At 70.5% G+C, this 21,910-nt stretch carries 18 protein-coding genes; 10 read left to right on the top strand and 8 right to left on the bottom strand.

Features of this window, described 5'->3' with window-relative positions:
- Positions 1 to 112 precede the first annotated feature (112 nt).
- From H5411_RS03020 to H5411_RS02995, 6 genes are all read right to left on the bottom strand, one after another.
- On the bottom strand, positions 113 to 1,186 hold the full coding sequence (locus H5411_RS03020) for an ATP-dependent DNA ligase (protein WP_183122875.1): 1,074 nt from the start codon (positions 1,184 to 1,186) through the stop codon (positions 113 to 115).
- Positions 1,187 to 1,212: 26 nt separating this feature from the next.
- A complete protein-coding gene (locus tag H5411_RS03015) occupies positions 1,213 to 1,812 on the bottom strand; it encodes an Asp23/Gls24 family envelope stress response protein (RefSeq protein WP_101434631.1) in 600 nt (199 codons plus the stop codon).
- On the bottom strand, positions 1,812 to 2,345 hold the full coding sequence (locus H5411_RS03010) for a DUF6286 domain-containing protein (protein ID WP_183122874.1): 534 nt from the start codon (positions 2,343 to 2,345) through the stop codon (positions 1,812 to 1,814). The genes H5411_RS03015 and H5411_RS03010 overlap by 1 nt, the downstream gene beginning before the upstream one ends.
- A complete protein-coding gene (locus tag H5411_RS03005; RefSeq protein ID WP_183122873.1) occupies positions 2,345 to 2,731 on the bottom strand; it encodes an Asp23/Gls24 family envelope stress response protein in 387 nt (128 codons plus the stop codon). The genes H5411_RS03010 and H5411_RS03005 overlap by 1 nt, the downstream gene beginning before the upstream one ends.
- On the bottom strand, positions 2,728 to 2,904 hold the full coding sequence (locus tag H5411_RS03000) for a hypothetical protein (RefSeq protein ID WP_009075692.1): 177 nt from the start codon (positions 2,902 to 2,904) through the stop codon (positions 2,728 to 2,730). Before H5411_RS03000 ends, H5411_RS03005 begins: the two co-directional genes overlap by 4 nt.
- A 238-nt stretch (positions 2,905 to 3,142) precedes the next feature.
- Positions 3,143 to 3,598, bottom strand: coding sequence for an Asp23/Gls24 family envelope stress response protein (locus H5411_RS02995; protein WP_220816447.1), 456 nt, complete (start codon positions 3,596 to 3,598; stop codon positions 3,143 to 3,145).
- 909 nt (positions 3,599 to 4,507) lie between these two features.
- Here H5411_RS02995 and zapE point away from each other — a divergent pair.
- Positions 4,508 to 5,551, top strand: a complete 1,044-nt coding sequence (gene zapE, locus H5411_RS02990) for a cell division protein ZapE (RefSeq protein WP_183122871.1) — start codon at positions 4,508 to 4,510, stop codon at positions 5,549 to 5,551.
- On the opposite strand, the gene H5411_RS02985 is transcribed toward zapE, so the two are convergent.
- Positions 5,493 to 6,074 carry a phosphatase PAP2 family protein gene (locus tag H5411_RS02985; RefSeq protein WP_183122870.1) on the bottom strand — a complete coding sequence of 194 codons (582 nt, stop codon included), beginning with the start codon at positions 6,072 to 6,074 and terminating at the stop codon, positions 5,493 to 5,495. The two genes, zapE and H5411_RS02985, sit on opposite strands and share 59 nt — an antisense overlap.
- Before the next feature lie 280 nt (positions 6,075 to 6,354).
- Positions 6,355 to 7,593, bottom strand: coding sequence for an ornithine--oxo-acid transaminase (gene rocD / locus H5411_RS02980; RefSeq protein ID WP_220816446.1), 1,239 nt, complete (start codon positions 7,591 to 7,593; stop codon positions 6,355 to 6,357).
- A 183-nt stretch (positions 7,594 to 7,776) separates the two neighbouring features.
- On the opposite strand from rocD, the gene H5411_RS02975 reads away from it, so the two are divergent.
- From H5411_RS02975 to H5411_RS02935, 9 genes are all read left to right on the top strand, one after another.
- The gene (locus H5411_RS02975; RefSeq protein ID WP_183122869.1) at positions 7,777 to 8,631 is read left to right on the top strand and encodes a PPK2 family polyphosphate kinase; all 855 of its coding nucleotides are present in this window, start codon (positions 7,777 to 7,779) and stop codon (positions 8,629 to 8,631) included.
- Between the two features lie 21 nt (positions 8,632 to 8,652).
- Complete coding sequence (locus tag H5411_RS02970; protein WP_183122868.1) at positions 8,653 to 10,755, top strand: S9 family peptidase; 2,103 nt, start codon at positions 8,653 to 8,655, stop codon at positions 10,753 to 10,755.
- The gene (locus H5411_RS02965) at positions 10,755 to 11,708 is read left to right on the top strand and encodes an LLM class F420-dependent oxidoreductase (RefSeq protein ID WP_183122867.1); all 954 of its coding nucleotides are present in this window, start codon (positions 10,755 to 10,757) and stop codon (positions 11,706 to 11,708) included. The genes H5411_RS02970 and H5411_RS02965 overlap by 1 nt, the downstream gene beginning before the upstream one ends.
- A 221-nt stretch (positions 11,709 to 11,929) precedes the next feature.
- Complete coding sequence (locus H5411_RS02960; RefSeq protein WP_183122866.1) at positions 11,930 to 13,429, top strand: pyridoxal phosphate-dependent decarboxylase family protein; 1,500 nt, start codon at positions 11,930 to 11,932, stop codon at positions 13,427 to 13,429.
- Positions 13,426 to 14,718, top strand: coding sequence for a lysine N(6)-hydroxylase/L-ornithine N(5)-oxygenase family protein (locus tag H5411_RS02955; RefSeq protein WP_183122865.1), 1,293 nt, complete (start codon positions 13,426 to 13,428; stop codon positions 14,716 to 14,718). Before H5411_RS02960 ends, H5411_RS02955 begins: the two co-directional genes overlap by 4 nt.
- Positions 14,715 to 16,508 (top strand): IucA/IucC family protein, encoded by a 1,794-nt coding sequence (locus tag H5411_RS02950; protein ID WP_183122864.1) that lies wholly within the window; start codon positions 14,715 to 14,717, stop codon positions 16,506 to 16,508. The genes H5411_RS02955 and H5411_RS02950 overlap by 4 nt, the downstream gene beginning before the upstream one ends.
- Positions 16,505 to 17,818, top strand: coding sequence for a type I glutamate--ammonia ligase (locus H5411_RS02945; RefSeq protein WP_183122863.1), 1,314 nt, complete (start codon positions 16,505 to 16,507; stop codon positions 17,816 to 17,818). Before H5411_RS02950 ends, H5411_RS02945 begins: the two co-directional genes overlap by 4 nt.
- A 40-nt stretch (positions 17,819 to 17,858) precedes the next feature.
- A complete protein-coding gene (gene sthA, locus H5411_RS02940; RefSeq protein ID WP_183122862.1) occupies positions 17,859 to 19,271 on the top strand; it encodes a Si-specific NAD(P)(+) transhydrogenase in 1,413 nt (470 codons plus the stop codon).
- A 57-nt stretch (positions 19,272 to 19,328) separates the two neighbouring features.
- The gene (locus tag H5411_RS02935) at positions 19,329 to 21,287 is read left to right on the top strand and encodes an intein-containing Rv2578c family radical SAM protein (protein WP_312877457.1); all 1,959 of its coding nucleotides are present in this window, start codon (positions 19,329 to 19,331) and stop codon (positions 21,285 to 21,287) included.
- Positions 21,288 to 21,910: the final 623 nt, after the last annotated feature.

Below are 21,910 nucleotides of genomic sequence, written 5' to 3'. Positions count from 1 at the left end.
CACGTCTGCTCGGCGGAACTCTCGGTCGAGCTTGGCACGCCTGGTGTGGGAAGCCAGTGAGCGGGTCGTGCGGCGTGTCCGGTCCACGCTGGTCCAGACGGCCCGGCACCGGTCAGCGGGTGCGGACGACCTCGCCCCGGAACACCGCCGACAGGTCGTACCGCGCCGGCTCGTCCAGCTGTGCGTAGCCGCACGACGACGGCTCCCGGTCCGGCCGCCAGCGCACGAACTGAGCGGTGTGCCGGAAGCGCGACGGATAGCCGCCCTCCGTGTGCTCGTACGAGACCTCCACCACGCGCTCCAGCCGCAGCGGCACCCACGGCTGTTCCTTAGACCGCCAGCGCGTGATACCGCCCGGGATCCGCTGCCCTTCGCGGACCGCGTCGCCCAGCCACGGGTGCCCTTCGCCGTCCGTGATCAACGGGGCGAGCTCCTGCGCCAGCTCGCGGCGGCGGGCGACCGGGAACGAACCGACCACGCCGACGTGGTGCAGCAGCCCGTTCTCGTCGTACAGGCCCAGCAGGAACGAGCCGACCGCCTCGCCCGGTGCGCCGTCCACGTGCCAGCGCAGGCCCGCCAGCACGCAGTCCGCGGTGCGGGAATGCTTGTACTTGAACAAAACCCGCTTGCCCGGCGAGTACGGCTCGTTCAGCGGCTTGCCGATGACACCGTCCAGCCCGGCGCCCTCGAACAGCTCGAACCAATGCCGCGCGGTGTCCGGATCGGTCGTCGCCGGCGTCAGCGCGACGCCCGGCAGAGCCTCGAGCCGTTCCCGGCGAGCCGACGTCGGCTCGTCCACAAACGACTCGTCGCCCAGCGCGAGCACGTCGAAAGCCACGAACTGCGCGGGCGACTGCTCGGCGAGCAGCTGGACCCGGCTGTCCGCCGGGTGGATGCGCTCGGTCAGCGCGTCGAAATCGAGCTTGCCGTCGCGGGCCACCACGAGTTCGCCGTCGAGCACGACCCGCTCCGGCAACGATTCCCGCAGCGCGGCGAGCACTTCCGGGAAATACCGATTCAGCGGCTTCTCCGCGCGCGACTGCAGGGTGATCTCGTCGCCGTCGCGGAAAACCAGGCAGCGGAACCCGTCCCACTTCGGCTCGAACAGCAGGCCGCCGGAATCGGGAATGGCTTTCGCCGGCTTCGCCAGCATGGGTTTGATCGGTGCCTGCACAGGGAGGGCCATGCGGGCATTCTGGGCGAAACGCGGGATCAGCGCACGCGTGCCGGGCCGGTCGTGTCGAGTTCGAGCCGCACCGCGGCCGGCAGCGTCTCGACGCCGAGCGACTCCCTGGCGCGCGTCAGCACGTACGCGTCGAGGTCCTCCCACACGCGCCGGACTTCCGTGCCCTCGGCCAGCCAGAGCGTGATCCGCAACGCCGGTTCGGCCACCGTGCCCACCGACCGGACGCGAGCCCGGGTAACTCCCTCAACGCTCTCCGCGTCGGTTTGCACGGCCCCGGCCAACGCGCTGGCCGTGACGGTCAGCTCCGCGCCGATTGTCTCGTCGAGCTTCAGGTCGGGACGGCGTTCCGGGCGCAGCGAACGGAAAAACCACCACAGCCCGAACACGAGCAGGAGCACCCCGAGCACGATCGCACCGATCCGCGCGTACAGCGCGTGGTCGCGCAGCCAGCCGAGCGCGATCGGGTCGAGCACTGGTCGGTGCCCGCGGAACTGCCCGAGCCATCCCATGCCGACGACCAGTGCGCCCGCGCCGGCCAGCACGCCGAGTACGCCGACCAAGGAGGTCAGCGTGCGCTCGGCACTGTACGAACGGCCTTGCGCGCGACGCGCCGCGGAAGCGCTCATCACCGGTCCTTCGGGGAGTCGACGACCACAGACACCTTCGGACGACGCTGCAGCGGGAGGTCGTCCAGCACCCTGGCGACGGTTTCCAGCAGCCGCGGCCGCAGCTGCTCCTCGGTTTCCAGCCGGCTTGTGGCGCGCACGCGCACCCGGCGGGAACTGGCCGTCACGGACGCGCCGCGCACGTTGTCCTCCGCGCGCACCGCCAGCCCGATCAGCCGCGCGAGCGCGCGCGGCGAGGTGTTCACCGTGATGCCGTCAGCGGGATCGGTCATCCGGACCGCACGGTCGCCCGCACCGAGCGCCAGCACCAGGAGCACGAGCCCGGCGAGCACGGCGATCCCGGCGGCGATCCGCACCGGCGTGCTGGTCCAGTCCAGCTCGGCGATCGCGGACTTCCACCGCGGCCACGGCACGAGCAGCGGTTCCTTGTCAGGCTGCCACCAAGCCCACCCGACCTCGAGCGCCAGCAGCGCGCCGCCGGCCGCGACTGCCAGACCGAGCAGCGTGGACAGAAGACGGACGAGGATGCGCATCATCGCACCCTCGGGGGCACGTCCGGCAGCAGCGCGGTGACCGTCACCGCGACCGAACGCACGTGATAGGAGGTGATGCGTTCGACCTCTTCGACGACCTTCGCGCGCACCTGCCCGGTCACTTCCCGCACCGGTGCCGGGTAACGCAACGCGAGATCGAGGGATAGCTCGACGTCGTTGTCCGAACCGCCGACCTTCGCGGACGCGCCGGACCTCCCGGCGCTGACCCCCGCCACTCGGCGCTCGGTGAGCATCGTGCCGGGAACCTGGTCAGCGGCGTGCTGCGCGACCTTGCGCACCACGGCGTGCGCGATGGTCAGCGAACCGCGCTCGGCGGGCTCCGGAAGGTCGCTGGGGGACGGCCCTGCCTCGACCGCCCGGGTCACTTGTCTCGGCCCTTCCCGAACAGGTCGCCGAGGTCGAGTTCGCCGTCGAGGACCCGGCCGACCACGAGCCCGATGATGCCGACCGCGAAGGTCACCAGGAAGGCGGTGAACCCTTGCGTGGCGGCCAGGCCGAGAATCAGCCCGGCGAGGATCCCGGTCTGCGTAGCGTTCAACGTGCGCCCTCCTGGGATGTGCGTGCTGCGCGGTTGAGGTGGTGCCTGTTCTGAGGTGCTTCGGTATTCGGTTCGGCGTTGCGCGTGCTGCGGCCTACGCGGCGCTTCGGGACTGCCGCTGCTGGGCCCTCCACGGAACTCGAACCGCCCGGCCTGGCTGACGCCGGTCCGCTGCGTCCCGAGGCGTTCCGGCTGAAGCGTCGCAGCGCTGCTCAGCCAGCGAGCCCTTCGGACCCTGTCATTCGACCCGGCTCGACTCGGGCTCGTCCTCCTCGCCGGGAAGGTGGATGTCGTTGACCGCGATGTTGACCTCGATCACCTCGAGCCCGGTGATCTGCTCGACCGAGGTGATGACGTTGCGCCGCACGTCGCGGGCGACTTCCGCGATCCGTGCGCCGTATTCGACGACGACGTCGAGGTCGATCGCGGCCTGCTTCTCGCCGACCTCGACCGCGACGCCCGCGGTGGAGGTCGCGCCCGAGCCCGGGATCCGGTCCCGGATAGCCCCGATCGCTCGCGACACCCCGCCGCCGAGCGCGTGCACCCCGGCGACCTCTCGTGTCGAGAGCGCCGCGATCTTCTGCACGACCAGCGACGAGATCGTGGTGCGCCCAGCGGTGTCCGTCTGCTCGACCGACGACAGCGCGGAAGTCGGGACAGCGGTGGGCACATCGGGCCGGTTCGTGCTCGGCATGGTTCCTCGCTCCCTGTATGCGGACATGGCGCGTCCAGTGTCACCGCGAGCGGCCCGCGGCGCCGGAGACGTGCCCGTTCGAAAGACCTCCCGACCGGGCGAAAACTCACGCGGCATCCCTCGAACGGGTGAGTAGGCGGGTCACGGCGCTGGCCGCCCTTGCGGCGATGCGTGTGGAGCTTGATCGGCGCTCAACGGATCAGAGCCGTCGTGATGGCTCCTTGGCAGAAGTCCTGCTGGTCCGTTGGCCGACGATCGACCTTGTTCGTCGCGGTCCGCCGCTGGCGTCGGGGCCAGTGACGCGGCTCGTTCCCATCAGGCGGCACTGTGGCGGGGTTGATCGGCCGTCAAGCGGATTCGGGCGTCGTGCGACGGCTGCGTGGCACCAGTGCTGGTCTGCTTGCCGATGATCGGCCTTGCTCGGTGGGGTCCGCTGCTCGTGTCGGCCCGGTGGCGAGGCTCGTTCCAGCTGCGCGGCAAGGTGGGGGGCCTGGCCGGCGGGATTCGGGCTCTCGCGCGGTGGCTGCCTGGCGACAGTGCTGCCTCGGCCGCTGGCCGAGCGTCGGCCTCGCTCGGCCAGCGGCCGTCGCTCGTGCCGGGGCCTGCGACGCGGCTCGATGCAATGCGACAGCGTCGGGCCGATCTGCGTCGCCGCTAGCGCCGGGTAGCGGCGCGGCTCGATGCTGCAGGGCCGAGCCACTTCGCCGTCCGCACCGGGGCAGCGGCGCAGTCCTGACCGGGCCACCGGAGCGCCTGACCAGCGCCGCAGCCCGGTGACAGTCGCCACACGCATCCCGGCTCGCCCGTCCCTTCTCCGGCGAAAGGCGGCTCCGACCGGCGGATTTGCCGTTCCTGACCCCGCTGAGGCGCGCCGAAGCGGCCGGGGTCGTCCGGATAGGCTCTTCGACCATGCCCGCCGCTGCGCTGACCGACCGGTTTCCCGAGCTAGGGGCCGACGAGCTGATCGCGTCCCTCGTGCCGCCGCCGCGGTTCGGCGAGGCTCGGTTTTCCACCTACATTCCCAACCCGGACGAGCCCAGCCAGGCGGCCGCGGTCGAGGCGTGTTCGGCGTTCGCTTCGCGGATCGGGGCGGCGAAGGCCAAGAAGTCCCGGTTGCGGTCGCTTTTCGGCGGCGGCGCGGCGATTCCGGACGGGCCGATGGGGCTTTACCTCGACGGCGGTTTCGGCGTCGGCAAGACCCACCTGCTCGCGTCGACGTGGCACGAGACTCCGGGGCCCAAGGCGTACGGGACGTTCGTCGAGCTGACGCACCTCGTCGGCGCGCTGGGGTTCGCCAACGCGGTCGCGCGGCTGTCCGAGCATCGGCTGCTGGCGATCGACGAGTTCGAGCTCGACGATCCCGGCGACACCACGCTGGTCAGCCGGTTGCTGCAAGAACTGACCGACGCGGGCGTCTACGTCGCGGCGACCTCCAACACCCTGCCGGACAAGCTCGGCGAGGGGCGGTTCGCGGCGGAGGACTTCCTGCGCGAGATCCAAGCGTTGTCGCGACGGTTCGGCGTCGTCCGCGTCGACGGGCCGGACTACCGGCATCGCGGGCTTCCGGATGCGCCGCCGCCGGTCGGGGACGACGAGATCGATGCCTCCGCGTCCGCGCATGAAGGGTCCACTGTGGACGAATTCGGCGCGTTGACGAAGCATCTCGAGCGCCTGCATCCCTCGCGGTACGGGAAGCTGCTCGACGGGGTCCGGCGGGTGCACCTCAAGCACGTGACGCCGGTGCCGGACCAGATGGTCGGGCTTCGCCTCGTCGCGTTGGCGGACCGGCTGTACGACCGGGCGATTCCGGTGGTCGTGTCCGGCGTGCCGCTGCCGGAGCTGTTCGGCGAGGAGATGCTGAACGGCGGTTACCGCAAGAAGTATCTGCGCGCGATCAGCCGGTTGACGGCTCTCGCGCGCGACGCGGTGACAGCGCCGCCCGCATCGCGGTGACGACGGCTGGGGCGAAACACACGCCGCCAGCGATGTCGGTGAGGTAGTGGTAGCCGAGGCCGACCATGCCCACTGTTGCGCAGCAGACCAGCACCGCGCCCACCGCAATGGCAACCGCTTTGAATCGGACCAGCAGCACTACGACAGTGAGCACGGCTATCAGGCTGACGGTGTGGCCGCTTGGGTAGACAAGCGTGCCGCCTTTCCAACGGTCGAAAGCGGGTTTCAGCGCCCAGCTGTTCAGCGCGATGGCGACGAGCGGGCCTGCCACGGTGAACAATGCGTCGACCCGGTTGTGCCGGTAGAGGCAGATTCCGGCGATGAGGGCGGCAGCCGGGATCAGCACATACGGTTCCGTGGGCAGCACCAGCAGGTTGAGCAGACTCGGGCTTAGCGTCGAGGCGGACCTGTCAGCCCATCGGTCCACTGCGCCGGGTGCGTACGGCGCGACGAGCAGCCCCAACACAACGGTGGCGAGCGCGCTGAGCGCGGCGAAGAGGGCGAGATTTCGCCTGGCGGTCACGAAGCGAAGCCTAGTCACAGTCCTGGCGGCGTGCGGGTCCTCGGTTCGGCACTGACGGGCGGAGGGACACAAAGCGATGGGGGACATCGGGATTCACGGGGCTATCGCGGACCACTTCGAGACGGTCCGCGGCGAACGACGGAACGTGGCGCCCGACCAGGTCCCTCGAGGACGACTACGGCTGCGGCATCGAGATGACCGCCTCCGCCGGACGGGGCGACGGTCTCGGTCATGCACACCCGGTGACCGCCGCCCGGAAGAACGGCGGTCACCGGGCAGGTCAGCCGCGTACGACCTGAGCGATCGCGTCGACGCCGCGGTCCAGTTCGGCTTCGGTGATCACCAGCGGCGGAGCGACACGCAGCGTGCGGTCGTGCGTCTCCTTGCACAGGACGCCCAACCCGGCCAACGCCTCGGACGCCGCTCGTCCGGTCGGACCGTCCGGCGCGATGTCGACGCCTGCCCAGAGACCGCGTCCACGCACCTCCGAGACCCCGTCGCCGACCAGCTTTGCGAGACGCTCGTGCAGGTGCGCGCCGAGTTCGGTGGACCGCTTCTGGTACTCGCCGGTCTGGAGCATCCGCACCACGGCGCGGCCGACGGCGCAAGCCAGCGGGTTGCCGCCGAAGGTCGAGCCGTGCTCGCCTGGCTTCAGCACGCCCAGCACGTCCCGGCTGCCGACCACAGCGGACACCGGGACGATGCCGCCGCCGAGGGCCTTGCCCAGCGTGTACAGGTCAGCGCGGACGCCTTCGTGTTCCAGCGCGAGCACGGTGCCGGTGCGTGCGAGACCGGACTGGATCTCGTCGGCGATCATCAGCACGCCGTTCTCGTCGCACAGTCGTCGTACCTCGGCGAAGAATCCCGCGGGCGGCACGACGACGCCTGCCTCGCCCTGGATCGGCTCCATCAGCACGGCCGCCGTACGCGGCGTGATCGCTGCCTTCAACGCTTCCGCGTCGCCGTACGGCACCTGGACGAAGCCCGGGGTGAAGGGCCCGTAGTCGGCGCGCGCGGTTTCGTCGTCGGAGAACGAGACGATGGTGGTGGTGCGGCCGTGGAAGTTCGACCGGGCGACCACGATCTCCGCCGTGCCCGCCGGAACGCCCTTGACCTGGTACGCCCACTTGCGCGCGACCTTCACCGCGGACTCCACGGCCTCGGCCCCGGAGTTCATCGGCAGCACCATTTCGGTGCCGGTCAGCTCGGCCAGCTCGCGGCAGAACAGGCCGAGCTGGTCGTGGTGGAACGCGCGGGAGGTGAGCGTGACCCGGCTCAGCTGCTCGGTCGCGGCGGCGATCAGCTCGGGATTGCGGTGGCCGAAGTTGAGCGCGGAGTAGCCGGACAGGAAGTCCAGATAGGACTTGCCGGCCACGTCGGTCACCGAAGCGCCTTCGGCTTCGGCGATCACGACCGGCAGCGGATGGTAGTTGTGCGTGCTCCATTGCTCGTCGAGCGCGATGAAGCCGTCGGAGGAGGTGGGACGCGCGGTGCCGGCAGGCTGGACGGACGCTGTCATGCGTTCAGGCTAGAGGCCGTTCGCGGGGAGTTCAGCCGGGAAACGTTGCTTTCCCCCGTCGTTCGTTGCGCAATCGAGGGGTCTGACCGGCGATTCGATGCGCCGCTCGCTCGACCGGATGACACCCGGCCGGACGCCGGAGAGGTCCCCGGGGATCGGCCGCCCTCCGGTTATCGTCCCGGGATGGCGAAGAAGCAGCAGAACGGAAACCGGGTCCGCGACGCGCTCCGTGCGGGCGACGAGCTGCCGGACCCGGCTTCGTCGCCCGTGGGGCCGGAGAAGAAGGCGAAAGGCGGCAAGAAACTCGAGTCCGCCGGGGAACAGCTCGCCGGGTTGCAGGAGGCGCTGTACGCGGAGGGCATCGGCGGCGGTCAACGCAGCGTGCTGTTGGTGTTGCAGGGCATGGACACCTCGGGGAAGGGCGGCACCGTCGGGCACGTCCTCGGCCTCGTGAACCCGATGGGCGTGCAGTACGCCGGGTTCAAGAAACCCACCGCTGCTGAACGCAAGCACGACTTCCTGTGGCGCATCCGCAAGAAGCTCCCGTCGCCGGGGCACCTCGGCGTCTTCGACCGCTCGCATTACGAGGACGTCCTCGTGCCGCGCGTGCTCGGCCAGCTCCCGGCGGCCGAGCGACGGCAGCGGTACGCGCAGATCAACGCGTTCGAAAAGGAGCTGACCGACAGCGGTACCGCGGTGGTGAAGGTGTTCCTGCACATCTCGCCGGAGGAGCAGCTTCGCCGGCTCACCGCGCGGCTGGACCGGCCGGAGAAGCGGTGGAAGTTCGACCCGTCGGACATCGATGCGCGCCGGCAGTGGCCTGCGTATCAGAAGGCGTACGCCGACGTGTTGAAGCGCACGTCGACCGCGCACGCTCCGTGGTACGTCGTCCCCGCCGACCGCAAGTGGTACCGGAACTGGGCGGTCGCCGAGCTGCTGGTCGAGACGCTGACCGAAATGGACCCGCAGTTCCCGGAGCCCGCCTTCGACGTCGACGAGCAGCGGGCCGCGCTGCAGGGTGTTGGCGTGCCCGCCTGATGATCTGAAAGAGTGCTGGTCGTGACCGATTTCGCACTCGACGACGTTCCGTTCCTCCGCCAGCAGGCCCGCACCCAGCGGTTCACGCTCGGCGCGCCCAAGCAGTTCCGGGTCGCCCCGGACGGTTCGCGGGTGCTGTTCCTGCGCAGCGCCACCGGCACCGATCCGCGGCACAGCCTGTGGTCCTTCGACCTCGCGACCGGCGAGGAGACGAAGCTGATCGACGCGGCCGAGCTGGTGTCCGGCGACGAGGACCTGCCGCCGGAGGAGCGGGCGCGCCGCGAACGGGCCCGGGAGACCGGCGGGGGCGTCGTGGCCTTCGGCGTCGACGACGCGTTCACGGTCGTGACCTTCACGCTGTCGGGCAAGCTGTACACGCTCGACCTCGCGAGCGGAGAGACGCGCATCCTGGTCGACGGGTCCGTGATCGACCCGCGGCCGAACCCGACCGGCACGCACGTCGCGTACGTGCGCCAGCGGCGGCTGCGCGTGATCGAGCTGGCGACCGGCGAGGACCGCGTGCTCGTCGGCGAGGACGACGAGGACGTCACCTGGGGGCTCGCGGAGTTCATCGCCGGCGAGGAGATGGACCGCACGCGCGGCTACTGGTGGGCGCCGGACGGGCGCAGCCTGATCGTGGAGCGCGCCGACCGCGGTCCGGTGCCGCGCTGGACGATCGGCGACCCGGCGAACCCGCAGCAGCCGGCGAACGTCGTGGCGTATCCGTCGGCGGGTTCGCCGAACGCCGAGGTGTCGCTGGCCGTGCTGGGGCTCGACGGCAGCCGAGTCGATGTGGAACGAGGAGACTGGGAGTACCTGGTCACCGTGCACTGGTCGGCGGGCGGGCGGCCGCTGCTGGCCGTCCAGCCGCGGGACCAGAAGCGGCTCACCGTGCTGGCGCTGGACACCTCCGACGGTTCGGTCGCCGAAGTGCACACCGAGACCGACGAGCACTGGGTCGAGATCTTCCAGGGCGTTCCGGCGTGGACCGCGGACGGCAAGCTGGTCGTGGAAAGCGCGGCCGACGGCGATCACCGGCTCCTGGTGGACGGCAAGCCGGTCACGCCGCCGGGGATGCAGCTGCGGCAGGTGCTGCACGTCGGCGAGGAAGTTCTGTTCACCGCTTCGGAAGACGACCCGACGCAGGTGCACCTGTACCGCACCGAAGACGGCACGGTGCGCCGGCTGTCCGCCACGGACGGCGTGCACGTCGGTTCCGGCAGCGCGGCTCTCACCGTGCTTTCCTCGTGGAGCCTCGACCACAGCGGCCCCAAGGTGACCGTGCTGCGGGACGGCATCGAGGTGGGCTCGATCGAATCGTCCACTGTGGACCCGGAGATCGTGCCGAACCTGACCTGGCTCACCCTCGGCGAACGCCGGCTGCGCGCGGCTTTGGTGCTCCCGCGCGGATACGAGCCGGACGAGGGCAAGCTGCCCGTCCTCCTCGACCCGTACGGCGGGCCGCACGCGCAACGGGTTCTCCAGAGCCGCAACGCTTTCCTGACCCCGCAGTGGCTCGCCGACCAGGGCTTCGCCGTGCTGGTCGTGGACGGTCGCGGGTCGCCCGGCCGCGGACCGGCGTGGGAGAAGGAGATCGCGGGCAAGCTCGCCGACGTCACGCTGGCCGACCAGGTCGACGCCCTGCACGCGGCCGCCGCGGCGCGTCCCGAACTGGACCTGGACCGGGTCGCGATCCGCGGCTGGTCCTACGGCGGCTACCTGTCCGCGCTCGCCGTGCTGCGGCGGCCGGACGTGTTCCACGCGGCGGTCGCGGGCGCGCCGGTCACCGACTGGTCGCTGTACGACACCCACTACACCGAGCGCTACCTCGGCAAGCCGGACGACGAACCCGAAAGCTACGAGCACAACTCGCTCATCGCGAGCGCCGGTTCGCTTGAGCGGGCGCTGCTGATCGTGCACGGTCTCGCCGACGACAACGTCTTCCCGGCACACGCGCTGCGGCTTTCCTCGGCGCTGCTGGCGAAAGGCCGTCCGCACGTTTTCCTGCCGCTCGCGGGCGCGACGCACATGACGCCGCAGGCCGAGGAGGTCGCGGAGAACCTCATGCGCCTCCAGGTCGAATGGATCCACCGGGAACTGGCCGCTGCCGGGAAGGAGAGCTGATGTCTCGCTGGGGTTTGACGATTCCGCTCACCGGCGTCCCGCTCGTCGAGCACCGGGCGCTGATCGAGGAGCTGCCGGATCTCGGGTACACCGACGTCTGGAGCGCCGAAACCGCTGGTACCGACGCGTTCACGCCGCTCGCGCTGGCATCGCAGTGGGCACCGCAGCTGCGGCTGGGCACCGCGATCGTGCCGGTGTACACGCGCGGCCCGGGCCTGCTGGCGATGAGCGCGTCCACCCTGGCGGAACTCGCGCCGGGCCGGTTCGTGCTCGGCATCGGGGCTTCGTCGCCGGTGATCGTGGAAGGCTGGAACGCGGCGGAGTTCAGCGAGCCGTACCAGCGGACGCGCGACACGTTGCGGTTCCTGCGCTCGGCGCTGGCGGGGGAGAAGGTGACCGAGGAGTACGAGACGTTCTCGGTCAGCAAATTCCGGTTGGAGCGGGCCGCCGATCCGGCGCCGTCGATCATGCTGGCGGCGTTGCGGCCGGGCATGCTGCGCTTGGCCGCGGAAGAAGCCGACGGTGCGATCACGAACTGGCTCGCCGCCACGGACGTGCCGAAGGTGCGGGAGGTCGTCGGCCCGGACGTCGAGCTGGCGGCCCGGATTTTCGTGTGTCCCACCGAGGACGCGGCGGCCGCGCGCGGGCTCGGGCGGATGCTGATCTCGTCGTACCTCACGGTTCCCGCGTACGCGGCGTTCCACGACTGGCTCGGCCGCGGCGACCAGCTGCGCCCGATGCACGAGGCGTGGGCCGCGGCGGAGCGGAAGAAGGCGAACGAGGTGATCCCGGACGAGGTCGTGGACTCGCTGGTGCTGCACGGCAGCGTCGAATCGTGCCGCGAGCAAATCCAGTCCTATGTGGACAACGGGCTGACCACGCCGGTGCTCGCGGTGCTGCCGACCGGCGGCGACGTCTTCGAGCAGGTGCGCGGGCTGGCCCCGGCGCGCTGACCTTCCCGGAACGGCCGGTGCTCCCCTTGGCGGGACACCGGCCGTTGTGCTGCGGCGAAGGTCCGTGAAGGGCTCCTTGAGGGAATCAGATTCCCTCAAGGAGCCCTTCACGAACCGCCAGGCCCGGTTCGCCCAGCATGCTGGCCCCGCGCGCGGGCTGTCGGTGGGTGTCCGTATTGTTGCGCAGGGTAAGGCAAGGTTACCCTAAGAAAGGCGGTTCCATGGCGGATGCGCCCTCAGCGCCGACGGCCCCTAGGTCCAGGTCCGGCGTGGCTTCCGCGGAGTGGCTGGCCGGCGGCTCCTGCGGAGCGGACCGGCTGGCCCAGCTCCTCCCCGCGGCGCTGCGCGGGATGGCCGCGGGCACGGCCGAACGCGGCGGTCCGGTTCCGGCTGGCGGTCCGGCCGCGGTGGCGGCAGCCCTCGCCCGGGCGCAATCATCCGGGCTCCCGAGCCACGGAGTGGGCGCCGAACAAGCCTTGGAAGAGCTTTCCGCCCTGCTCGCCGCCGGATCCGCCGATCCAGCCGACCCCGCGTGCGCCGCGCACCTGCACTGCCCGCCGCTGGCCGTCTCGGTCGCCGCTGACGTCGTCGCTTCCGCGCTGAACCCGTCGATGGACTCCTGGGACCAGGCCCCGGTCGCGAGCGAGATCGAGCGCGAGTTCACCACCGGCATCGCCCGGCTCTGCTACCCGGACGCCGCCCGCCCGGACGCCGTCATCACTTCCGGCGGCACCGAATCGAATCTTCTCGGCCTCCTGCTCGCTCGGGAATCCGCAGTCACGCGACCGGTGTGCGGGGCCAATTCGCACCACAGCGTCGCGCGCGCGGCGTGGCTGCTCGGGTTGCCCGCGCCGGTCGTGGTGCCGTGCGCGGGCGACCGGATGGTTCCGTCCGCGCTCGCTGAGGCGTTGGCGCCGCTCGGCGCGCAGGCCGTGGTCGTCGCGACCGCTGGCACCACCAACACCGGCCGGATCGACCCGTTGCCGGAGATCGCCGAGATCTGCCGCCGGACCGGAGCGCGGCTGCACGTCGACGCGGCATACGGTGGCCTCGCGCTCTGCAGCGAACGCCTCCGCTCCCGCGTCGCTGGGCTGGAACTGGCCGATTCGGTCGCGCTTGACCTGCACAAATTCGGCTGGCAGCCGGTTGCCGCAGGCGTCTTCGCCGCACGCGCCGAGGCTGATCTGGAGGCGCTCACCGTCCGTGCCGAGTACCTCAACGCCGACGACGACACCGAAGCCGGACTGCCCGATTTGCTCGGCCGTTCGCTGCGCACGTCCCGGCGTCCGGACGCGTTCCGGATGGCGGTCACGCTCCGCGCGCTCGGCACGTCCGGGATAGGTGCGCTCGTGGAACGCTGCTGTGCCAACGCTTCCAGCGTGCACGCGATGGTCGAGGACCATCCGGCACTGCGGTCGTGGGGTGCACCCGAACTGTCCACAGTGGTCTTTCGCCCGCTCGCCGCCGACGGGCTGCCGGAAACCGCCGGGGACGACTTGGTCGCGCAGGTGCGCCGCACGCTTCTGGAGGACGGCACCGCGGTGATCGGTCGCGGTGCGTTGCCGACCGGACCGGACGGCGAGGCGCAGCTCTGGCTCAAGCTCACCCTCCTGCACCCGCACACCGAGCCCGCCGACTACCGCGCGCTGCTCGACGCGGTGGCCACGGTCGCGGCTGACCTGCGCGCGAGCGTCACGCGGGAAAGCCCGATCGCGTCGTGAGGCGCTACGACGTCGCCGGGGTCGGGATCGGGCCGTTCAACCTGTCGCTGGCCGCACTGGCGGATCCGCTCGACCAGCTGGAGGTCGTGCTGTTCGACGCGCGTCCCGAGTTCCGCTGGCACCCCGGGCTCCTCCTGGACGGCGCGACGCTGCAGGTGCCGTTCCTCGCCGACCTGGTGACGCTCGTCGACCCGACCAACCGCCATTCGTTCCTCAACTACCTGCGCGAACGCGGGCGGTTGCTGCCGTTCTACTTCGCCGAGCGGTTCCATCTGCCGCGCGCCGAGTACGACGACTACGGCCGCTGGGCAGCGTCCCGGCTGCCGTCGTGCCGGTTCGGGCACGAGGTCACCGGCTTGCGCTGGATCGAAGACGAAGAGGCGTTCGAGCTGACTGTCAACGGTGCGGAACCGGTGCTGGCGGCGGCGGTCGTGCTCGGGGTCGGCACCCAGCCGAGCGTGCCGGAACCGTTGCGGCCCTTGGTATCCGCGCCCGACGCGCTCGCTCTGCATTCCGCGGACTACCTCACGAGGCGCGCTGAACTGATTGCCGCGGAGTCGGTGACTGTGGTCGGTTCGGGACAGTCGGGAGCCGAGGTATTTCTCGACCTGCTGCGTTCGCGATCCACTGTGGACGGTCTGCGCTGGCTCGCGCGAACGCCTGCCTTCGCGCCGATGGAGTACTCGAAGCTCGGCCTGGAGCAGTTCACCCCGGACTACACGGCGTACTTCCACGGCCTTCCCGAAACGGTGCGCGACCAGCTTCTCCCAGCGCAATGGCAGCTATACCAAGGGATTGATGCCGAGACGATGGCCGAGATCCACGACGAGCTGTACCGCCGGAGCATCGGCGGCGGCTGGCCGGGCGCGGTGCTGACGCCGGGTGTCGAGGTGGTGTCCGCGACCGTCGGCGACGGGATCGAGCTGGGGCTGCGGCACGTCCAGCAAAGAACGACCGCGACGCACCGGACGTCGGCCGTGGTGGCTGCCACCGGCTACGCGGAAACGCCGACCGGACCCTTGCTGCAGGGGCTCGGCGAAGCGGTCCGCCGCGATGCGCGAGGGCGGCTCGTGATCGGTGCCGACTATCGCGTCGAACTCGATGTTCCGGGGCCGTTGTTCGTGCAGAACGCAGAACGCCACACGCACGGTCCCGGCGCGCCAGATCTCGGGCTCGGCGCGTGGCGGGCGGCGGCGATTCTCAATGCGGTATGCGGAAAACCGGTGTACGACCTGCCCGAACGGACAGCATTCACCACGTTCGGCCTCGACCAGACGGAGGACCAGTGACCCTGACCGACGACGCCGCTTGGCGGGCCGCTGGCTCGCTCGTCACCCACAAAATGCTCGGCGAGTTGTCCTACGAAGCGCTGCTGGCGCCCGAGCCCGGCGAACCCACGCGGTCCGGACACCGCAGCTGGCACCTCGACCTGCCCGGCGACGTTTCGTACCGCTTCGAGGCACGCCGAGGCGCGTTCGAGTCGTGGACAGTGTTGCCCGGCAGCGCAATCCGGACCGCTGACGGTGTGGAAGCTCCGGCGGACGACCCGCGCACGTTGATTGTCGACGCGCGGGAACAGCTTGGGCTCACCGGCCTGCGGCTGGCCGACGTCCTCGCCGAGCTGACCTCGACGGTCGCCAACGAGGCGACCCGACTGCGGCGCGCACCGACCGCCGCCGCACTGTCCACGATGGACTACAACCTCGCCGACGGTCACCTCACCGGCCACCCGCGGCTAGTGCTGAACAAGGGCCGTGTCGGGTTTTCCGCTCCCGACCGCGCCCGCTACGCGCCCGAGTCCGGTGCCGACATCCGGCTGCGCTGGTATGCCGTGCACCGCGATCTCGCGCAGTTCCGCAGCGTGGCCGGGCTCGACGCGGAGACTTTGCTGCGCGAGGAACTGGACGACCAGACCCGTGCGGAATTCACTGCCCGCGCAGCACAACTCGGCGCTCTCGACGACTACGTCTGGGTTCCGGTGCATCCCTGGCAGGCCGACGAAATCATCGGCACGCTCTACGCCGCCGAGCTGGCGACCGGCCGGATGGCCGAACTGGGGGAGAGCAGCGACGTCTACCGTCCACATCAGACAGTCCGGACCCTCGCCAACCGCTCGCGCCCGGACCGGTGCGATGTGAAAACCGCGGTCTCCGTCCGGAACACGCTCGTTTACCGCGGCCTGAACTCCGCCGCGACGCTTGCCGGACCGTCGGTCACCGAATGGCTGCGCCGCATTGACGCGTCCGATCCGTTGCTGTCCGAGAAGTACCGCTTCGAGCTCCTGGGCGAGGTCGCGAGCGTGTCGGTCCGGCACCCGTTGTTCGGCTCGCTGGAGGAACTGCCGTACCGGTTCCACGAAACGCTCGGTGCGCTGTGGCGTGAGCCGCTCGTCGCCCGGCTCGCCCCAGGAGAGCAGGCGATCTCGTTCGCCGCGCTGCCGTACCGCGACGCCGCTGGCGAGTCCGTGCTGACCAGGCTGATCACGCAGTCCGGCGAGGGCACTCAGGCGTGGCTGTCGCGACTGTTCGACTTGCTGCTCACGCCGTTGCTGCATTGGCTGCTCCAGTACGGCGTTGGCTTCTGCCCGCACGGCCAGAACCTCGTGCTCGTGGTGGACGCGGACGGCCGTCCGTTGCGCGTCGCGATCAAGGACTTCGCCCAGGGCGTCGACCTGCTGGACGAGGAACTGCCCTGCTACGCGGATCTTCCGCCGGACGCCGCGGCCGACATGCTGCGCTGGCCCGCGCATCTGCTCGCGCAGTCGCTGTTCAGCTCGGTTTTCTCCGGCCAGCTGCGGTTCTGGGCCGAACTGCTGCTGGACGATCTCGACCTGGCGCGCGGAGATTTCTGGGCTTTGGTACGCGAGGTAGTCGGCCGATACCGCGACGAAAACGCCGAGGTGGCCGAGCGATTCGACGCCTGCCGGCTGTTCGCGCCGGACGTCGAGCGCGTCACGCTCAACCGCGAGCATCTCGCCGGACAGGGGTTCGACAAGGTGGAACGCGACGACGAATTCGATGTGCGCTGGGGCCGGGTGCCGAACCCGTTGCACGCGCCCGATCCGGACGGTGCCTGGTGAGCCCCTTCGACCGTCCGGTCGGGCCGCGGTCGCTGGCCGTACGGGCCGAAGCGGGCTCGGCGGCCGCGGAGGTGCTGCGTCGAGTGCTGGCCGAGGATGGTGCTCGGCTGGTGCTGTTGGTGCCCGACCCGCACGCGCGGTTCGCGGCGGTCGAGTTGGCCGCACCGTTCGCCGCCGAGGTTCTGGACAGCGGATACGGCGTGTGCAGCTACGTCTTCGCGTGGACGCCCGAGCGCGAGCCGTTGCCGGAGGTCGGCCCGCTGAAGCCGTACCTCGGCGGGTTCGGCGACCTGCGCGTGCGGCTCGACGCGGCGACCGCGTTTCCGCTCGGAGACCAGACGTGGGCGGTCGTCGGGGACGCGGAGTTTCCGACCGGCGAACCGGCCGGGCTCGCGCCGCGGACGGTGTTGCGGGCCCAGCTGGCGCGGCTGGAGGAGCACGGGCTGGTTCCGTCGATCGGGATCGAGCACGAGGTGGTTTTTCGTACGCAGGAAGGGGACCCGCTCACCGGACACGGCGTGGACTACGCGGTCGGCGGCACTGAACGCCTAGCGCCGCTGCTGGCGGACCTGCGGTCCGCGACGGCCGGTCTCGGTGTGGAGTCGGCGCGGGCGGAGTGCCATCCGGGGCAGTACGAGGTCGTCCTGCGGCATCGTGACGCGCTCGCGGCCTGCGACGACGCGTTGCTGCTGCAGATGGCGACCCGGCAGGTGGCCGTCCAGCACGGTGTCCAGGCCGACTATCTCGCCGCGCCGGAACCTGGTCAGGGGAATTCGTGCCACGTCCACCTGTCCTTATCCACTTCGGATGGTCCGGTGGGGTTTCCGTTCGCGCTGGGCGCTTTTCTGGCCGGAGTGTTACGGGATGCGCGCGCGTTGTCCGCGGTGTGGGCTCCGACGTGGAACAGCTATGTCCGGCTGCGCACCGCGCCGTTCTCGCCGCGCGAACTCCGGTGGGGGCCGGACGACCGGACGTCCGCGATCCGGCTGTGCGGGACGTCGTCCGCGCCGCGGCTGGAGTTCCGCTTCGCCGGCGCGGACGCGCAGCCGCACCTCGTCGTCGCCGCGCTGCTCGCCGCCGGTACCGCTGGCCTGGCCGAACAGCTGTCGCCACCTGACGCGGGTGCACTGAGCGGACAGCTGGCGTCGTCGCCGTGGGAGGCGCTGGAGTTGCTGGGGGAGGGACGGCTCGCGGCGTTGCTGGGGGAGGATGTCGCCGCGCAGCAGGCCGCGTTGCTGCGCGAGGAACTGGACGCCGCGCTCGGATCGGTCACCGATCTGCACCGCCGCCGGGGTGCCCTGCGCTCGTGAGGACTTGCGCTGACCGGCGCGGGTGCGCAGGCTCAGGGCCGTGAGCGAATACGAGTACGACCTCATCGTCATCGGCTCGGGCCCGGGAGGGCAGAAAGCCGCCATCGCGGCGGCGAAACTGGGGAAGAAAGTCGCCGTCGTCGACCGGCAGGACATGGTCGGCGGCGTGTGCGTCAACACGGGCACCATTCCGTCGAAGACGCTGCGCGAAGCCGTGCTGTACCTGACCGGGATGAACCAGCGCGAGCTGTACGGCGCGAGCTATCGGGTGAAACAGGACATCACCATCGCCGACCTGATGGCGCGCACGCAGCACGTCATCGGGCGCGAAGTCCAGGTGGTGCGCGCGCAGCTGCTGCGCAACCACGTCGACCTGATCGGCGGCGTCGGTTCGTTCGCCGATCCGCACACCGTCCTGGTCGACGGCAAACACCGCGGCGACCGGCGCACCATCACCGGCGACTACGTCGTGATCGCGACCGGCACCCGTCCCGCCCGCCCGCACCACGTCGACTTCGACGCCGCGCGGGTGCTCGACTCGGACGAGATCCTGGCGCTGGAGGCGATCCCGTCCTCGCTGGTCGTGGTCGGCGCGGGGGTGATCGGGATCGAGTACGCGTCGATGTTCGCCGCGCTCGGTTCGCGGGTGACCGTCGTCGAGCAGCGCGACCAGATGCTCGATTTCTGCGATCCGGAGATCGTGGAATCGCTGAAGTTCCAGCTGCGCGACCTCGGCGTCACGTTCCGGTTCGGGGAGAAGGTCGCGAACGTCGCGATCTCCGACGACGCCACGGTGACGACCCTGGTCAGCGGCAAGCGGATCCCGGCGGACGCGGTGATGTACTCGGCGGGACGGCAGGGCATGACGGCCGCGTTGGCGCTGGAGAACGCGGGCCTCAGCGCGGACCGGCGCGGCCGGCTGGAGGTCGACGAGCACTACCGGACATCGGTCGAGCACGTGTACGCGGTCGGCGACGTGATCGGATTCCCGGCGCTGGCGGCGACGTCGATGGACCAGGGCCGCCTCGCCGCGTATCACGCGTTCGGCGAACCGGCGAACGACATCGGCGCGTTGCAGCCGATCGGGATCTACACGATCCCGGAGATCTCGTACGTCGGTGCGACCGAGGCGCAGCTGACGTCTTCGTCGGTGCCGTACGAGGTCGGCATCGCGCGGTACCGGGAACTCGCGCGCGGCCAGATTTCCGGGGACAGCTATGGGATGTTGAAGCTGCTGGTGTCGACGGCGGACCGGAAGTTGCTGGGAGTGCACGTTTTCGGCACCGGCGCGACTGACCTCGTGCACATCGGCCAGGCGGTGATGGGCTGCGGCGGCACGGTGGATTACCTGGTGAACGCGGTCTTCAACTATCCGACGCTGTCCGAGGCGTACAAGGTGGCGGCCCTCGACGCGACGAACAAGATCCGCGCGCTGGAGCGGTTCTCCGGCTGAGCCCGGCCTCGCTCGTTCGAGGGGTGTTCGAACATGTGTTTGACAGTGCTTTAGAACGTGTGTTCGACTGTAGGGGTGCGTTGGGAACAGTTGCGAGCGGGGAAGGAGGAGCCGGCACTCCCGGGTCTCGGTGCCTTCGGAGATTTCGTGCGCTCGGTGCGGGCGCCGGAGTTCGACGGCGTCACCTTTCACGAGGTGCGGGCGCGGTCCGTCCTGAACCGGGTGCCCGAATCGTCCGCGGTGCCGTTCCGGTGGTCGGTCAACCCGTATCGCGGGTGCTCGCACGCGTGCACGTACTGCCTCGAGGGCGACACGCCGGTGCTGATGGCCGACGGCCGCACGAAGCCGATCGCCGAACTGCGCGTGGGCGACCGGATCATGGGCACGCGCGGACACGGCGTCGCGCGCAGGCTCGTGCCCACCGAGGTGCTCGCGCACTGGACCACGGTGCGCCCGGCGTACCGCGTCACGCTCGAGGACGGCACGCGGATCGTCGCCGGGCCGGATCACCGGTTCCTCAGCGCGCGTGGCTGGAAGTACGTCACCGGAAGCAAACTCGGCACCGCGCAGCGACCGCACCTGGAACCGGGCACCGAACTGGTCGGCGGCGGCCGGTTCGTCCGCACGCCGGACGACACGCTCGGCTACCGGGCCGGGTATCTGTGCGGCATGCTGCGCTCTGGCGGTTTCGCCGCGGAATCCGACGCCGCCACGCGAGCACTGACGTACCTGCCCGACTTCGGCTCGTCAGTGGGCTTCATGCGGATCCCCCGGGAGCCGGACGCCCACTGGGCTCGTGGATTTTTGGCCGGGCTGTTCGACCTCGCAGGCGGTTACCGGCGCGGCACGCTCTCCATCGCGCACGACGAGAACGAAGTGGTGGACATGCTGTTCGCCGCACTGGACCGGTTCTCGTTCAGCTACGACACCGTCGGCCACCGGCAGCATCCCGGTCGCAGGCAAGCGCGGCTCACCGGCGGCACCGGCGAGGTGCTGCGGTTCCTGCACCTGGTCGACCCGGCGGTCGCATGGAAACGCTCACTGGACGGCACCGTGATCGGCGGCGTCCGGCGCACCGTCACGAGCGTCGCGCCGACGGGCGTGGACTTGCCGCTGTTCGACATCACGACGGGCACCGGCGATTTCATCGCCGACGGCATGGTGTCGCACAACTGCTTCGCCCGGAACACCCACACATATCTGGACTTCGACGCAGGCCGGGATTTCGACACCCAGGTCGTGGTCAAGGTCAACGCGCCGGAAGTGCTGGCGGCGCAACTGAAACGGCCGAGCTGGCAACGAGAACCGGTCGCGATGGGCACGAACACCGACCCGTACCAGCGCGTCGAGGGGCGGTATCGGTTGATGCCCGGAATCATCCGCGCCCTCGCGGACTCCGGGACGCCGCTGTCGATTCTCACCAAAGGCACCATGCTGAGCCGGGACCTGCCGCTGCTGGAGTCGGCGGGAAAGGACGTCCCGGTCCACCTGGCCGTGTCGCTGGCCCTGCTGGACGGCGACCTGCAACGCCGGCTGGAACCGGGCACCCCGACCCCGCGAGCCCGGCTGGATCTGATCCGCAAGGCCGCCGCGGCGGGTCTGCCGTGCTCGGTGATGGTCGCTCCGGTGCTGCCGTACCTGACCGATTCGCCCGAGGCCCTGGACCCGCTTTTCGCCCAGCTGGCCGAAGCCGGAGCGACCAGGGTGACGGTGCTGCCCCTGCACCTCCGGCCAGGCGCGCGAGAGTGGTTCGCCGCGTGGCTGAAACGGGAGTACCCGGAACTGGCACCCCGCTACCGACGCCTGTACGCCCGAGGAAGCTACGTCGACCGCGGCTACCGAGAACGACTGGCCACAGTGGTCGGTCCGTTGCTGCGGCGGCACGGCCTGGACCCGCGGGCGCCTCGAGCGCATTCGGAAACCCGGACAGACCCGGATCCTGACCCGTCAGGGGAGACGGGGACTGAGGTACCGGCACAACGAACGGAGGAGGCAGAACAGCTGCGCTTGCTGTGACCCGCCGGGCTCGGCGATCCGCAGCGGCCAGACTGCCGTCGGAAGCGGGAAGCGGGAAGCGGGGAGCGGCCGCCTGCGACTGTCCAGGGAGCGCCTGGTGAGGTGAGCCCTCGATGCCACCCAACCCGTCGCGCGACCGGTCGTCGGGCTGCATCTCAGCAACGTCCGCTGAATCAACCCGCAACCCGCATTCGCCAACCCGCACTCGCCAACCCGCACTGCCGCCCGAACCCGCCGTCGTTCCGCACCACGGCTCGAGCCAGCCCGCATCACCACCTGCACTGGCATCCGGCCGCCACTTCGGCTCCACTGCTCTCACGGGGCCCAGCCGTTCTCGCCAAGTGCACTGGCCTCGGGGTCCTCCATCGCTTGGGCCCTGCCAACGCTGGCGAAGCTCGCCGTCTGAATCCAGTCGCGAGCCTCCCGCCGACCGTGCCATCCCCACTGAGCCCGTCCCCCCCGCCCTGGCCCTGCCAGCTCGCCCAATCCCGCCGCCCAGCGTTGCTCCCGCCGTGCCTGTCCCGCCTACCTCGAGCCACCCTGCCGAGCCCGTCCGCGGCCTGGCCCTGCCGACTCGCCCAATCCGCCGACCCACCCAGCTCCAGCCCGCATCTCCCAAGCAC

The sequence above is a fragment of the Amycolatopsis echigonensis genome (genome assembly GCF_014174495.1).
Classification (GTDB): Bacteria; Actinomycetota; Actinomycetes; order Mycobacteriales; family Pseudonocardiaceae; genus Amycolatopsis; species Amycolatopsis echigonensis.
The sequence above is the reverse complement of the archived record's forward strand: the minus strand, read 5'-3'. Positions and strand labels throughout refer to the sequence as shown.

Coding starts and splice junctions, on each gene's coding strand:
- H5411_RS03020 (WP_183122875.1), bottom strand. CDS start 1,186: ATGGCCCTCCCTGTGCAGGCACCGATCAAACCCATGCTGGCGAAGCCG.
- H5411_RS03015 (WP_101434631.1), bottom strand. CDS start 1,812: ATGAGCGCTTCCGCGGCGCGTCGCGCGCAAGGCCGTTCGTACAGTGCC.
- H5411_RS03010 (WP_183122874.1), bottom strand. CDS start 2,345: ATGCGCATCCTCGTCCGTCTTCTGTCCACGCTGCTCGGTCTGGCAGTC.
- H5411_RS02995 (WP_220816447.1), bottom strand. CDS start 3,598: ATGCCGAGCACGAACCGGCCCGATGTGCCCACCGCTGTCCCGACTTCC.
- zapE (WP_183122871.1), top strand. CDS start 4,508: ATGCCCGCCGCTGCGCTGACCGACCGGTTTCCCGAGCTAGGGGCCGAC.
- rocD (WP_220816446.1), bottom strand. CDS start 7,593: ATGACAGCGTCCGTCCAGCCTGCCGGCACCGCGCGTCCCACCTCCTCC.
- H5411_RS02975 (WP_183122869.1), top strand. CDS start 7,777: ATGGCGAAGAAGCAGCAGAACGGAAACCGGGTCCGCGACGCGCTCCGT.
- H5411_RS02965 (WP_183122867.1), top strand. CDS start 10,755: ATGTCTCGCTGGGGTTTGACGATTCCGCTCACCGGCGTCCCGCTCGTC.
- H5411_RS02960 (WP_183122866.1), top strand. CDS start 11,930: ATGGCGGATGCGCCCTCAGCGCCGACGGCCCCTAGGTCCAGGTCCGGC.